Here is a 14024-nt window from a genome sequence, read left to right as displayed (position 1 = left end):
AAGCGCGGAGCATCGGCACGATGTTGCGATGATCGTTCCTCACGCTCCAGCGTGGGAATGCAGTTCTCGACGCTCTGCGTCGTCAAGAGGACGCGGAGCGTCTGGAACGGCGTTTACGCGCGCGTTCGGACAGGCTAGAAGCACATGAAACATCCTTCATTTTGCCACCACTGCGCTGTAAGCCGCGTCATGCAAGGGCTGCAGAGGATCGATCAGTTTATGACCACCGGGGAACCTGAACAGGCTATTTACTTAGGCAGCTAACAAATCCTATAAAAGAGTCCTGCGACACATCGCCGCAGTATCCAGAGGCCTAACCATTCAGGCCATCAAAGTCAGGAGCTTACTACTATGACTGTCAGAGTTACTGAACGCGACGACGCCCACCTCTCTCACGAAGCCGTTGCCGACGGCATCCAGATCTGGGACGTGCACCAACAGGACCAACTGGTAGGCATGTTCCACGTTGAGTCCGATGCCCTTCGCTATAAGGAAGAGCTGGAAGCGCTGGAAAGCCAGGGCAACCACTGAACAAATCCAAGAACAGTAAAAGACAAAACCCGCTGAATGCGGGTTTTGTCTTGACACCTCAATGACAGCGCTGTGGGCTTACCACATCAGATCGTCAGGCACCTGATACGCCGCATACGGGTCGTCTGCATCCGGCGCTTCGGTCGGGGTGTTGAGCAGCACGATACGACGCGGGTCACGCTCCTGGATCTTCAGCGCAGCCTCCCGCGGAATGATCTCGTAACCGCCGCCGTGGTGAACGATGGCCAGTGAACCGCTGCTGAGCTTGTTGCGCACCATGGCGTTGACCGGGATGCGTTTTACCTTCTTGTCGTCAACGAAGTTGTAGTAATCCTCGGTGATCAGCTTGGGCAGGCGCGACACTTCGATCAGTTGCTTGACCTGAGCGGCGCGGGCCTTCTGCTCGACCTTCTCCTGCTGCTGACGGTTCAGCTCCTGGTCACGCTTGGCCTTCTCGGCCATGGCCTCCTGGGCCGCACGCTTTTGCGAGTCATCGGCCTGCGCCTGACCCTTGTGCACCAGACGCTGCTCTTTCTGCTTTTCTTTGCCGACCTGCTTGGCCTGCTTTTGGTTGACCAGACCTGCCTTGAGCAACTGATCGCGAAGGGAAAGGCTCATTGTCTACTCACTTATACCGTTACCGCACACTCAGCCGCAGCCGGGTGTGCTCTTTTCCTGACGTTTGGCTTCGCCCCACAACGCATCCATTTCTTCGAGCGAGCACGCTTCGATAGGACGCTGCAGGTGGCGCAAAGCCTGTTCAATGAATCGGAAGCGTCTGTCGAACTTGCTATTGGCCGAGCGTAGCGCAGTTTCCGGGTCGACCTTGAGGTGTCGGGCCAGGTTGACGACGCTGAACAGCAGGTCGCCGACTTCCTCGGCAATGCCCTCGGCGTCATTGTCGACCATGGCCTCGAGAATTTCATCGAGTTCTTCACGCACCTTGTCGACCACCGGCAATGCCGCAGGCCAGTCGAAACCCACCTGCGCCGCACGCTTCTGCAGTTTGGCTGCCCGACTCAACGCGGGCAAGGCCCGGGGCACGTCGTCGAGCAGCGACAACTGCTCGGGCACACCGGCCTTCTCGGCACGCTCCTCGGCCTTGATTTCGTCCCAACGAAGATTGACCTGCTCGTCGGTCAGACGTGGCGTTTGTGCCGGCGCGTACAGCTCGCCAGTCGGAAACACGTGCGGATGGCGACGCAGCAACTTGCGGGTAATGCCGTCGATGACGTCGTCGAATTCAAACCGGCCTTCCTCTTTGGCCAACTGCGCATAGAAAACCACCTGAAACAGCAGGTCACCCAACTCACCCTTCAGATGGTCGAGGTCGCCCTGTTCGATGGCGTCGGCCACTTCATAGGCTTCTTCCAGCGTGTGCGGCACGATGCTGGCGTAGGTCTGCTTCAGGTCCCACGGGCAGCCGAACTGCGGATCACGCAGCCGGGCCATTAGGTTCAGCAGGTCTTGAACTGTATGCATGGGGCTCCCTGTGAGCGCAGGCGACGCTTATGGCGTCCTGTTCCTGCGCGTTTCAATGATGTTCGGCAACTGGGAAATACGCCCCAGCAACCGCCCCAGCGCGTCCAGACCTGGAATCTCGATGGTCAGGGACATAAGCGCAGTGTTGTCTTCCTTGTTCGAACGGGTGTTGACCGCCAGCACGTTGATCCGCTCGTTGAGCAGCACCTGGGTGACATCCCGCAGCAAGCCGGAACGGTCGTAGGCGCGAATGATGATGTCCACCGGATAGGTGAGCACCGGCACCGGTCCCCAGCTGACCTGAATGATCCGCTCGGGCTCGCGACCGCCCAGTTGCAGCACCGAAGCGCAATCCTGACGGTGGATGCTGACGCCACGACCCTGGGTGATATAACCGACGATGGCATCGCCCGGCAGCGGCTGGCAGCAGCCGGCCATCTGCGTCATCAGGTTGCCAACGCCCTGAATCTGAATATCCCCCCGCTTGCCGGGCTTGTAGCCGGTGGCCTTGCGCGGGATCAGTTCCAGCTGTTCATTGACGCGATCAGGCTCGACCTGCTGCTGGGCCAGATTGACCAGTTGCGCCAGACGCAGGTCGCCTGCGCCCAAAGCCGCGAACATGTCGTCGGCGGTCTTGTGATTGGCTTTTTCCGCCAGCTTGTCGAAATCGACCTGAGGCAACGCCAGGCGCGCCAGTTCGCGTTCGATCAGGGTTCTGCCGGCGGCGACGTTCTGATCGCGGGCCTGCAACTTGAACCAGTGAACGATCTTGGCCCGCGCGCGCGAGGTGGTGATGTACCCCAGGTTCGAGTTCAGCCAGTCGCGGCTTGGCGTACCGTGCTTGCTGGTGATGATCTCGACCTGCTCGCCGGTCTGCAGGCTGTAGTTGAGCGGGACGATGCGGCCATTGATCTTTGCACCCCGGCAGTTATGGCCGATTTCGGTGTGCACCCGATAGGCGAAGTCCAGTGGTGTCGCGCCCTTGGGCAGGTCGATGGCGTGGCCGTCAGGGGTGAAGACGTAGACGCGGTCAGGCTCGATATCGACTCGCAGTTGGTCTGCCAGGCCGCCAATGTCGCCCAGCTCTTCATGCCATTCGAGCACCTGACGCAGCCAGGAAATCTTCTCTTCGTAATGATTGGAGCCGGATTTGACGTCGGTGCCTTTATAGCGCCAGTGCGCACAAACGCCCAACTCGGCCTCTTCATGCATGGCGTGGGTGCGGATCTGCACTTCCAGCACCTTGCCTTCCGGCCCGATCACGGCGGTGTGCAGCGAGCGATAGCCGTTTTCCTTGGGGTTGGCGATGTAATCGTCGAACTCTTTGGGAATATGCCGCCACAACGTGTGCACGATACCCAGCGCGGTGTAGCAATCGCGCATTTCCGGGACCAGCACACGCAGCGCACGGACGTCATAGATCTGGCTGAACGCCAGGCCCTTGCGCTGCATTTTGCGCCAGATGGAGTAGATATGCTTGGCACGGCCACTGATGTCAGCGGTCACGCCAGTAGCCTGCAGCTCGTTGTCGAGCTGGGACATGACGTCGCTGATGAAGCGCTCGCGGTCCAGCCTGCGCTCATGCAACAGCTTGGCGATCTGCTTGTACTGATCGGGCTCCAGGTAGCGGAAGGACAGGTCTTCCAGCTCCCACTTGATATGTCCGATACCCAGGCGGTGGGCCAGCGGTGCATAGATGTCGAAGACTTCGCGGGCCACACGGTTGCGTTTTTCGTCGTCGGCGTTCTTCACCGCACGAATCGCGCAGGTACGTTCGGCCAGTTTGATCAGCGCAACACGAACGTCGTCGACCATCGCCACCAGCATCTTGCGCAGGTTTTCGACCTGCGCCTGACTGCCGAGTACCAGAGACTGACGAGGGCTGAGGCTGGCGCTGATCGCGGCCATGCGCAGCACGCCGTCGATGAGTTTGGCGACCGTTGCGCCAAAGCGCTGCTCGACGTCCGGCAGCGCAACGAGGCCTTCACGCACACCACGGTAAATGACCGCAGCGACCAGTGAGTCCTGATCCAGCTTGAGGTCAGCCAGAATCTCCGCGATCTCCAGACCGGTCTGGAAACTGGAGGTGCCCTCTGCCCAATGATTCTTGTGGGCCTTGTCGGTCTGCTCGGCTTCCCGGGCAAACTCACAGGCCTTTTTCATGACTTCCCGGTCCAGGACCAGGTCGACGCTGACAATATGATCGAGCCACGCGTCGAGATTGATACTGCCGTCTGTGTTTATCGGCTGGTTCGCTCTCACCTGTACCATGCTGCTTACCTTCCCTAAGGCGCGATGAAAAGCGCCATCAGTCGCCAGCCTTCTGAGCGAATGCCACTTGCCGGGCAAGCAAGGACCGGCATTCGCGGGCCAGTCGGATTAAATGAGATTCCCTGTCAGCAACGAACTCGTTCCAGTGAACGCCGCTCACTTACTCATTTCAAATAACGCCATCGCCTCGACATGCGCCGTCTGAGGAAACATATCGAGGATTCCGGCACGTTTTAATCGGTAGCCCTGACTGATCAGTTCGACCGTGTCACGAGCCAAAGTTGCCGGATTACATGAAACATAAAGCAGTCGCCGGGCCCCCGTCTTTCTGATCTGGCGGACCACTTCAAAGGCCCCGTCACGCGGTGGGTCCAAGAGTACCGCAGAAAACCCTTCTGCCGCCCAGTCGGCATGTGTCAGCGGCTGGGAAAGATCCGCCTGAAAAAACTGCACATTGTGCAGATCATTACTCATTGCGTTGACGGCTGCACGCTCGACCATGGTCGCAACGCCTTCGACCGCCACCACTTCCCTGGCCAGACCCGCCAGCGGCAAGGCGAAATTGCCCAGACCACAGAACAGGTCCATGACACGTTCGTCTTTTGCAGGCGCCAGCCATTGCAGGGCCTGCTCGATCATCGCGGTGTTGACCGCCGCATTGACCTGAATGAAATCTCCCGGTCGCCAGGCCAGTTGCAGGTTCCACGGCTCCAGCCGGTAACCCAGCGTATCGCCGGGGCTGGCCGGTTGGGGCTCGCCCTCGCCGTGCAGCCACAGCTGCGCGCCGTGCTTGGAGCAAAACGCCTGCAACAGCGCCAGGTCGACCTCGGCAAGCGGCGCGGTGTGGCGCAACAACACGGCAGTCGCAACCCCACTGAACAACTCGACGTGACCCAGCGCCTGCGGTTTGCTGAAGTTTTTCAGCATGCCAGGCAACTCATTCATGATGGGTTGCAAGGCCTGTACCAGCACCGGACAGTGTTCGATGCTGACGATGTCCTGACTGGCGGCTGCGCGGAACCCCACGTCCAGCCTTTTGGCCTTGGCATCCCAGCGAACAGCGACCCGCGCGCGTCGGCGATAGGCCAGCTCGGCACCGCTCAAAGGTGCCGCCCATTCATCCGGCACAGCATTCGCCACGCGCAACAATTGCTCGGCAAGCATGCGCTGTTTCAGGGCAAGCTGTTCTTCGTGGGGCACATGCTGAACACTGCAGCCGCCACAGCGACCGAAATACTCACAGGCCGGAGCGCGACGCATGGTGCTGGCGGTGAAGACCCGCTCGGTGCGCGCCTCGACGACCTTGCCGCGCGCATTGAGCACGCGCGCCTCGACCTCTTCGCCGGCCAGACTGCCCGCGACAAACCAGGTTTTACCCTCGAGAAAAGCGATACCGCGACCGTCGTCGGACAGCCGCTCGATGGTCAACCGCTGCTTTTTACCGGCAGGAATCTGTACGGTTTTAACGCCGCCCGCAGGCTGAAAGCGCAAACCTCTTTCGTGCTTGGCCATCAGTTGGGCGAATCATAGACGCCGGTCGACAGGTAACGGTCGCCTCGGTCACAGATGATCGCCACAATCACGGCGTTTTCGACTTCCTGGGAAATACGCAACGCCCCGGCGACCGAGCCACCGGACGACACGCCACAGAAGATGCCTTCTTCGCGCGCCAGTCGGCGCATGGTGTCTTCGGCTTCGGTCTGGCCCATGTCGATGATGCGGTCGACACGGTCCGACTGATAGATTTTCGGCAGGTATTCATGCGGCCAGCGGCGAATACCGGGGATCGAAGCGCCCTCCATCGGTTGCAGACCGACGATCTGCACGTCCGGATTCTGCTCCTTGAGGTAGCGCGAGGTGCCCATGATGGTGCCGGTGGTGCCCATCGAGCTGACGAAATGGGTCACGGTACCGCCCGTCTGCCGCCAGATTTCCGGACCGGTGGACGTGTAATGCGCCTCGGGATTGTCGCCATTGGCGAACTGATCGAGCACTTTGCCGCGGCCTTCGGCCTGCATGCGCTCGGCCAGATCACGGGCGCCTTCCATGCCCTGATCCTTGCTGACCGAAATCAGCTCGGCGCCATAGGCAGTCATGGCGGCCTTGCGTTCGGCACTGGAGTTGTCCGGCATGATCAGAATCATCCGGTAGCCCTTGATCGCCGCGGCCATGGCCAGCGCGATTCCGGTATTGCCGGAGGTGGCTTCGATCAGCGTGTCACCCGGATGGATCTGGCCGCGCAACTCGGCGCGGGTGATCATCGACAAGGCCGGGCGGTCTTTTACCGAGCCAGCGGGGTTGTTACCTTCGAGTTTCAACAGGAGGGTATTGCTGGTGTTGCCCGCCATGCGTTGCAGACGCACCAGCGGGGTGTTGCCGACGCAATCGGCAATGGTTTGATACTGCAGGGTCATGGCGTCTTCGCAATCCAGACTGCGGGGGGTGCCTATCATAACGGCAAACGGCCAAAGCCCATATCACGCAAAGTGCGCTGCTTATTCCCAAAAAGAATAAACGCTGATTTTTCCACTGCCGCCCTGCTCAGCACAGAGAGTTAGGTGCCCATGCCGACGGTAAATGGCTAAACTCATCCCCTTGTGCCGATACAGCAAGGCAGCCGATGCCTGATATCGACGGACTGATACGTGTTGCCGGAGGAAGAGCGTGCTGACCAAGCTGGGTATAAAAGGCCGTGTGCTGCTACTGACTATTCTGCCTGCCAGCCTGATGGCGGCGATGCTCGGTGGTTATTTCACCTGGATGCAGTTGAGCGAACTGCAAAGCCAGTTGCTGCAACGCGGCGAAATGATTGCCCAGGACCTTGCGCCGCTTGCCGCCAATGCACTGGGGCGCAAGGACAAAGTGCTGCTCAGTCGCATTGCCACCCAGACGCTGGAGCAGACCGACGTGCGCGCCGTGTCGTTTCTCGACACCGATCGCACGGAGTTGGCCCACGCCGGGCCGACCATGATCAGTCCGTCGCCGATTGGCAGCGGCTCGCAATTGCTCAGCTCGACCGGCACCGACGCCACGCGCTACCTGCTGCCGGTCTTCGGCAGTCAACGGCATCTGACCAGTCCGATCATTCCTGCCGAAGCCGACACCCTGCTGGGCTGGGTCGAGCTTGAAATCTCCCATAACGGCACGCTGCTGCGCGGTTACCGAAGCCTGTTTGCCAGCCTGCTGCTGATCCTCACCGGGCTGGCGTTTACCGCGACCCTCGCGGTACGTATGAGCCGCACCATCAACGGGCCGATGAGCCAGATCAAGCAGGCCGTGTCGCAACTCAAGGACGGCAATCTGGAAACCCGCCTGCCACCGCTGGGCAGCCGGGAGCTGGATGAGCTGGCGTCGGGCATCAACCGCATGGCGGCAACGCTGCAGAACGCACAGGAAGAACTGCAACTGAGCATCGATCAGGCAACCGAGGATGTCCGGCAGAATCTGGAGACCATCGAAATCCAGAACATCGAACTCGACCTGGCACGCAAGGAAGCGCTTGAAGCAAGCCGGATCAAGTCCGAATTCCTGGCCAACATGAGCCATGAAATCCGCACGCCGCTCAATGGCATTCTGGGCTTCACCCATTTATTGCAGAAAAGCGAGCTGACCCCGCGCCAGTTCGACTACCTGGGCACCATCGAGAAGTCCGCCGACAACCTGCTGAGCATCATCAACGAGATTCTCGACTTCTCGAAAATCGAGGCCGGCAAGCTGGTGCTCGATAACATCCCGTTCAACCTGCGCGACCTGTTGCAGAACACCTTGACCATCCTCGCCCCGGCGGCGCACGCCAAACAGCTGGAGCTGGTCAGTCTGGTGTACCGCGATACGCCACTGGCGCTGTCCGGCGACCCGCTGCGTCTGCGGCAGATTCTGACCAACCTGGTCAGCAACGCGATCAAGTTCACCCGCGAAGGCACGATCGTCGCGCGCGCCATGCTCGAGGATGAAACCGAAGAGCACGCGCAACTGCGCATCAGCGTGCAGGACACCGGGATCGGCCTGTCCAGCCAGGATGTGCGGGCACTGTTCCAGGCCTTCAGCCAGGCCGACAACTCGCTCTCGCGCCAACCGGGCGGTACCGGACTGGGTCTGGTGATCTCCAAACGCCTGATCGAACAGATGGGCGGCGAAATCGGTGTCGACAGCACACCGGGCGAAGGTTCGGAATTCTGGATCAGCCTGAAACTGCCCAAGGCCCGCGAAGACAAGGAAGAATCACTCAATATTCCGCTCGGAGGCCTGCGCGCCGCAGTGCTTGAACATCATGACCTGGCGCGCCAGGCGCTGGAGCATCAGCTGGAAGACTGCGGCCTGCAGACCATCGTGTTCAATAATCTGGAAAACCTGCTCAACGGCGTGACCGCAGCGCACGAGACGCCAGCGGCCATCGATCTGGCGGTACTTGGCGTGACGGCGCTGGAAATCTCTCCGGAACGGCTGCGCCAGCACATCTGGGACCTGGAGAACCTCAACTGCAAGGTCATGGTGCTGTGCCCGACCACCGAGCACGCGCTGTTCCAGCTGGCGGTCCACGATGTCTACACGCAACTGCAGGCCAAGCCCGCCTGCACCCGCAAACTGCAAAAAGCCCTGTCCGAGCTGATCGCGCCGCGAGCGGTGCGTGCCGACATCGGCCCGCCATTGTCGAGCCGCGCGCCGCGAGTGCTGTGCGTGGATGACAACCCGGCCAACCTGCTGCTGGTACAGACCCTGCTCGAAGACATGGGCGCTGAAGTGGTCGCTGTCGAGGGTGGTTACGCAGCGGTCAACGCCGTACAGCAAGAAGCGTTCGACCTGGTGTTGATGGACGTGCAAATGCCCGGCATGGACGGTCGTCAGGCCACCGAGGCGATCCGCACCTGGGAGGCCGAACGCAACCAGAGCTCACTGCCGATCGTAGCCCTCACCGCCCATGCGATGGCCAACGAAAAACGCTCACTGCTGCAAAGCGGTATGGACGACTACCTGACCAAGCCGATCAGCGAACGGCAACTGGCGCAGGTGGTGCTCAAGTGGACAGGGCTGGCGCTGCGCAATCCTGCGCCGGAACGCCAGAATGAAGCGCCCGAGGTCCACGTAGGGCCGCTGGTGCTGGATCATGAGGAGGGGTTGCGCCTGGCCGCGGGCAAGGCGGATCTCGCCGCCGACATGCTGGCCATGCTGCTGGCTTCACTGGACGCCGACCGCGAAGCCATTCGTGTGGCGCGCGCCAGTCAGGATGTACACGCCTTGATCGAGCGCATCCACCGTCTGCACGGCGCAACACGTTATTGCGGCGTTCCCCAGCTGCGCAGTGCCTGCCAGCGCGCCGAAACCCTGCTCAAGCAAAATGCGCCGCACACCGAAGCGGCTCTGGACGATCTGGACAAGGCCATCATTCGCCTGGAAGCCGAGGCCCGGGTCATGGCGTGAGCGCGCGACGGGACGCCTGTCGTGCCTGACACTCCAGCATGGACAGAGCATGTTAGGATGCGCGCAATTTTGGAGGACCCATGGTCGAACACGATTTTCGCTACAGCATGCTCAACCCCCAGCACACGCTGACCGAATGCCGCACGCTGGCACCCGGTCGCTACCAGGTCACCGGCAACGGCGGCTCGATTCACGATAACGACCAGTTATTAGTGACCATCAAAGGCAGCAAAAGCCTGCACATGCGCCTTACCGTCGAAAAAGTCCGGCACCTGATCAACCCGCCCGGCCAGTGGATTGCGGTGGCCAAAGGCCCGGTATTCGACGAGTTGGCGATTCATCAGTGGAAAGTGAATTGCGACAGCTGCGCCGCCGAACTGAACTTCGAGTTCATGGTAGAGAGCAAACTGGGCGTCAAGGCGCAGAAACCGGCCGCTACCGCGCGCATCGCGGAGCTGGGCTGGAAAACCGAGGGCGAGAAGCATTTCTGCAAGAAGTGCCAGGAGAAAGCGGCATGAAACAGTTTGCGCTCCTGAGCCTGATCGGCGGCGCGCTGCTGGCCGGTTGTACCGCTGACACGCTGCCGATCCAGCAGGATCACAGTTATGTAACGGAGTGGATAGGCGAACGCCCGCTGATCGATAACAGTCGCTTGACCATGACGCTGGGTGCCGATGGCCGTGCGTATGGCAATGCGGGGTGCAACCACTGGTTTGCGCCCTATACGCTGAACGATCACAGCATCAGTTTCGGTCCGGTGGGCAAGACGCGCAAGATGTGCGCGCCGGCGTTGATGGAGCAGGAACAGCGCTTTATCAAGGCGATCAGCAGTGTGCAGCGCTGGGATATCTCGCCCATCGAGCAGTTGCGTCTGTGGCCAACGCAGGGCAAGCCATTGCGTTTCTGGCTGGAAGACAGCTGATGTAACTATCGTGCCGAAGCTCCGCGTAACTTGCGACGCGTAGCGTCCAGAACTGCATTCCCACGCTGGAGCGCAGGGAACGATCACTATCGTGCGACGCTCCGCGTCGCATGCCGTTCTGGACGCTCCGCGTCCTCTTTCGACGCAGAGCGCCCAGAACCGATCTGATCACCCCTCACCGCGCAACGTCTTTAGCTTCTGGATCACGGTGGCGGCTGACTGCTCGCCGAGCAGTTGTTCGCGCATCTTGCCCTTGTCGTCGATGATGTAGGTCACCGGCAATGCCTCGGAGGGCGGCAGGCTGTATTGCTCGGCCGGGTCCTGGGCGAGCACGGTGAATTTGATGCCCAGTGCATTGGCAGCGCTTTTCAGCTCGTCGCCCTGCAGGTTGTCGAAGTTGACCCCCAGCACGGTGACCTTCTTGTCCTTGAGCTGCTCGGACAATGCATTGAACTCCGGAACCTCGGTACGGCAAGGGCCACACCATTCGGCCCAGTAGTTGACCACCAGCCAGTGCCCTTTGATGCGTTCGCTGGCGACCTTCTGGCCATTCTGATCTGTGCCCAGGTCCACGCCACATCCGCTGAGCAGCAAACTGCCGAAAAGTATTACCGCTGCTGTTAATCGCCTTACCATTTGCCTGTTTCCTCGCCCCGTTCAACCTGCAATTACTTATACCCAAGCCACGACTATTGACCATCTGATATGTCGGACAGTGCCATCGCTGGTTAGAATACGCCACCCCACACAAGATGCGACGTGCAAATGACCGATCTGACGCTGTATCACAACCCGCGCTGCAGCAAGTCCCGCGGCGCGCTGGAACTGCTTCAGGCCCGCGGCCTGACGCCGGACATCGTCCTGTACCTGGAAACCCCGCCCGACGCCGACCGTGTGCGCGACCTGCTCGGCAAGCTGGGCATCGGTGCCCGGCAACTGCTGCGTACCGGCGAGGACGATTACAAGCAGCTCAATCTGGCCGACCCGAGCCTGAGCGACGAGCAACTGATCGCCGCCATGGCCGCTCACCCCAAACTGATCGAACGACCGATTCTGGTCGCTGGCGACAAGGCTGTCATTGGCCGCCCACCCGAGAACATTCTGGAGCTGCTGCCGTGAGCACACCCTACATTCTGGTCCTTTATTACAGCCGCAACGGCTCCACCAGCGAAATGGCCCGGCAGGTTGCCCGCGGCATCGAACTGGGCGGCATGGAAGCACGGCTGCGCACCGTACCTGCCGTTTCCGCCGACTGCGAAGCGACCGCCCCCGAGATTCCGGAAAGCGGTGCGCTGTACGCGACCCTCGACGACCTGAAAAACTGCTCCGGCCTGGCGCTGGGCAGCCCGACACGCTTCGGCAACATGGCCGCGCCGCTGAAATACTTCCTCGACGGCACCAGCAACCTGTGGCTGACCGGCGCACTGGTCGGCAAACCCGCTGGCGTCTTTACCTCCACCGCCAGCCTGCACGGTGGTCAGGAAACCACGTTGATGTCGATGCTGCTGCCGCTGCTGCACCACGGCATGCTGATCATGGGCCTGCCCTACAGCGAATCGGCGCTGCTGGAAACCACCGGGGGTGGCACGCCCTACGGTCCCAGCCATCACGCCGGTGCCGATGGCAAGCGCGCGCTGGACCGTCATGAAACCGACCTGTGCCGCGCGCTGGGCCAGCGTCTGGCCAAGACCGCAGTGCAACTGGACGCGCCGCGCAGCTGAATCGGCAGAGCGCCGGATGCTTTCAGTTAAATCGTAAACTTGCAGGGCAAGGGTCGGTCTGAACCCTTGTCCTGCCTGTTGAATTTCTTTGGAGAACCGATGCACGACTACAAATGGCTGAACGAGTATTGCCTGAATCGATTCGGCTCCGCCAAAGCTCTGGAAGCTCATCTGCCCTCCCCCAAAACACCCAAACAACTGCAAGCCATCAGCGCCGACCGCTATCTGTCGACCATGGCCCTGCGGGTTTTCCGCGCAGGCCTGAAACACAGCCTGGTGGACGCCAAGTGGCCAGCGTTCGAAGAAGTGTTCTTTCGCTTCGACCCGGAGAAAGTCGTGCTGATGGGCGCCGATCACCTGGAACGGCTGATGCAGGACGCGCGCATCATTCGTCATCTGGGCAAGCTCAAGAGCGTGCCGCGCAATGCACAACTGATTCTGGACATCGAGCAGGAGCATGGCAGTTTCGGCAAGTTCATCGCTGAGTGGCCAGTCGATAACATCACAGGCCTGTGGCAGTACATCGCCAAACACGGTAACCAGATGGGCGGCCTGTCAGCGCCGCGCTTTCTGCGCATGATCGGCAAGGACACCTTCATTCCGACCTGGGATGTGGTTGCCGCCCTGAACGCGCAGGATATCGTCGACCGTGTACCAAGCAGCAAACGCGATCAGGCGATCGTGCAGGACGTCTTCAACCAGTGGCACGCAGAAAGCGGTCGGCCGATGTGCCAGCTGTCAGCCATGCTGGCGTTCACCGTCAACCACTGAGTGCCGTCAGAGATTGACCACATTGACGAACCGCGACGCAGCGGTTTCGTCGATGCGCAGGTTGCCGAAATCGAACAGGTTGCGGTCGGCCAACTGCGAGGGCTGCACGTTCTGCAGGGCGCGGAAGATGCTCTCCGTCCGGCCTGGCGTCTTGCGCTCCCAGTCCTGCAGCATCTCCTTGACCACCTGACGCTGCAGGTTCTCCTGCGAGCCGCACAGGTTGCACGGGATGATCGGAAACTGTTTGAAATCCGAATAGGCCTGAATGTCCTTTTCATGGCAGTACGCCAACGGACGAATCACCACGTTGCGGCCGTCATCGGCCCGCAGCTTGGGCGGCATGGCCTTCAATGAGCCATTGAAGAACATGTTGAGAAAGAATGTCTCGACGATGTCGTCGCGGTGGTGCCCGAGCGCCATCTTGGTGGCACCGATCTCGTCCGCGAAAGTGTAAAGCGTGCCGCGACGCAGCCGTGAACACAGCGAGCAGGTGGTCTTGCCTTCGGGGATCAATTCCTTGACCACTGAATACGTGTCTTTCTCGACGATGTGGTACTCGATACCCAGTTCTTTCAGGTAGGCAGGCAGCACGTGCTCAGGGAAACCGGGCTGCTTCTGGTCCATGTTGACCGCCACGATGTCGAACTTGATCGGCGCGACCTTCTGCAAGTGCATCAGCACATCGAGCATGGTGTAACTGTCCTTGCCGCCGGACAGGCAGACCATGACCTTGTCACCCTCTTCGATCATATTGAAGTCGGCAACCGCTTCGCCGGCCAGCCGACGCAGACGTTTCTGCAGTTTGTTCTGATTGACTGAAAGGGTGCCCATGTATGGAAATATCCGCTGACGGTAGCTTGAGAAAAGCCGGACATTTTACCCGTAACCGACCATTGGTTAAATATGCT

The 14024-nt window shown here is 60.5% G+C and carries 14 protein-coding genes; 7 read left to right on the top strand and 7 right to left on the bottom strand.

Annotated features, from left to right (window positions below; translation table 11 throughout):
* The first annotated feature begins 351 nt into the window (after positions 1-351).
* On the top strand, positions 352-531 hold the full coding sequence (locus tag BT119_RS20975) for a hypothetical protein (protein WP_002554613.1): 180 nt from the start codon (positions 352-354) through the stop codon (positions 529-531).
* A 78-nt stretch (positions 532-609) separates the two neighbouring features.
* Here the strand turns inward: BT119_RS20975 and BT119_RS20970 are convergent, their stop codons facing one another.
* From BT119_RS20970 to cysM, 5 genes are all read right to left on the bottom strand, one after another.
* Complete coding sequence (locus BT119_RS20970; RefSeq protein WP_003349677.1) at positions 610-1149, bottom strand: DUF2058 domain-containing protein; 540 nt, start codon at positions 1147-1149, stop codon at positions 610-612.
* 30 nt (positions 1150-1179) lie between these two features.
* Positions 1180-2013, bottom strand: coding sequence for a nucleoside triphosphate pyrophosphohydrolase (gene mazG, locus BT119_RS20965; protein ID WP_072366869.1), 834 nt, complete (start codon positions 2011-2013; stop codon positions 1180-1182).
* Between the two features lie 27 nt (positions 2014-2040).
* Positions 2041-4284: a GTP diphosphokinase gene (gene relA / locus BT119_RS20960; RefSeq protein ID WP_003434372.1), complete on the bottom strand. Its 2244-nt coding sequence runs from the start codon at positions 4282-4284 to the stop codon at positions 2041-2043.
* 156 nt (positions 4285-4440) lie between these two features.
* Positions 4441-5796, bottom strand: coding sequence for a 23S rRNA (uracil(1939)-C(5))-methyltransferase RlmD (gene rlmD, locus BT119_RS20955; protein WP_054080840.1), 1356 nt, complete (start codon positions 5794-5796; stop codon positions 4441-4443).
* A complete protein-coding gene (gene cysM / locus BT119_RS20950; RefSeq protein ID WP_003434369.1) occupies positions 5796-6698 on the bottom strand; it encodes a cysteine synthase CysM in 903 nt (300 codons plus the stop codon). The genes rlmD and cysM overlap by 1 nt, the downstream gene beginning before the upstream one ends.
* Positions 6699-6948: 250 nt before the next feature.
* On the opposite strand from cysM, the gene BT119_RS20945 reads away from it, so the two are divergent.
* The 3 genes from BT119_RS20945 to BT119_RS20935 all read left to right on the top strand — a co-directional run bounded on the left by BT119_RS20945 (position 6949) and on the right by BT119_RS20935 (position 10624).
* Entirely contained in the window at positions 6949-9702 is a 2754-nt protein-coding gene (locus BT119_RS20945; protein ID WP_072366868.1) for a response regulator, read from the top strand.
* Between the two features lie 80 nt (positions 9703-9782).
* Entirely contained in the window at positions 9783-10220 is a 438-nt protein-coding gene (locus tag BT119_RS20940) for a hypothetical protein (RefSeq protein ID WP_024661367.1), read from the top strand.
* On the top strand, positions 10217-10624 hold the full coding sequence (locus BT119_RS20935) for an META domain-containing protein (protein ID WP_003363249.1): 408 nt from the start codon (positions 10217-10219) through the stop codon (positions 10622-10624). Before BT119_RS20940 ends, BT119_RS20935 begins: the two co-directional genes overlap by 4 nt.
* Positions 10625-10792: 168 nt before the next feature.
* Here BT119_RS20935 and BT119_RS20930 read toward each other — a convergent pair whose 3' ends face one another.
* On the bottom strand, positions 10793-11260 hold the full coding sequence (locus BT119_RS20930; protein WP_058397146.1) for a TlpA disulfide reductase family protein: 468 nt from the start codon (positions 11258-11260) through the stop codon (positions 10793-10795).
* 129 nt (positions 11261-11389) lie between these two features.
* Here BT119_RS20930 and arsC point away from each other — a divergent pair, with 129 nt between their 5' ends.
* The 3 genes from arsC to BT119_RS20915 all read left to right on the top strand — a co-directional run bounded on the left by arsC (position 11390) and on the right by BT119_RS20915 (position 13116).
* The gene (gene arsC, locus BT119_RS20925; RefSeq protein ID WP_003314592.1) at positions 11390-11743 is read left to right on the top strand and encodes an arsenate reductase (glutaredoxin); all 354 of its coding nucleotides are present in this window, start codon (positions 11390-11392) and stop codon (positions 11741-11743) included.
* Positions 11740-12345, top strand: a complete 606-nt coding sequence (gene wrbA, locus BT119_RS20920; protein ID WP_003363251.1) for an NAD(P)H:quinone oxidoreductase — start codon at positions 11740-11742, stop codon at positions 12343-12345. The genes arsC and wrbA overlap by 4 nt, the downstream gene beginning before the upstream one ends.
* A gap of 99 nt (positions 12346-12444) precedes the next feature.
* Positions 12445-13116, top strand: coding sequence for a DNA-3-methyladenine glycosylase I (locus BT119_RS20915; RefSeq protein ID WP_003363252.1), 672 nt, complete (start codon positions 12445-12447; stop codon positions 13114-13116).
* A 6-nt stretch (positions 13117-13122) separates the two neighbouring features.
* Here BT119_RS20915 and ttcA read toward each other — a convergent pair whose 3' ends face one another.
* Entirely contained in the window at positions 13123-13947 is an 825-nt protein-coding gene (gene ttcA / locus BT119_RS20910; protein ID WP_058417405.1) for a tRNA 2-thiocytidine(32) synthetase TtcA, read from the bottom strand.
* Positions 13948-14024 lie beyond the last annotated feature (77 nt).

This window comes from Pseudomonas sp. NFACC10-1 (genome assembly GCF_900119195.1).
Taxonomy (GTDB): Bacteria; Pseudomonadota; Gammaproteobacteria; order Pseudomonadales; family Pseudomonadaceae; genus Aquipseudomonas; species Aquipseudomonas cerasi.
The sequence above is the reverse complement of the archived record's forward strand: the minus strand, read 5'-3'. Positions and strand labels throughout refer to the sequence as shown.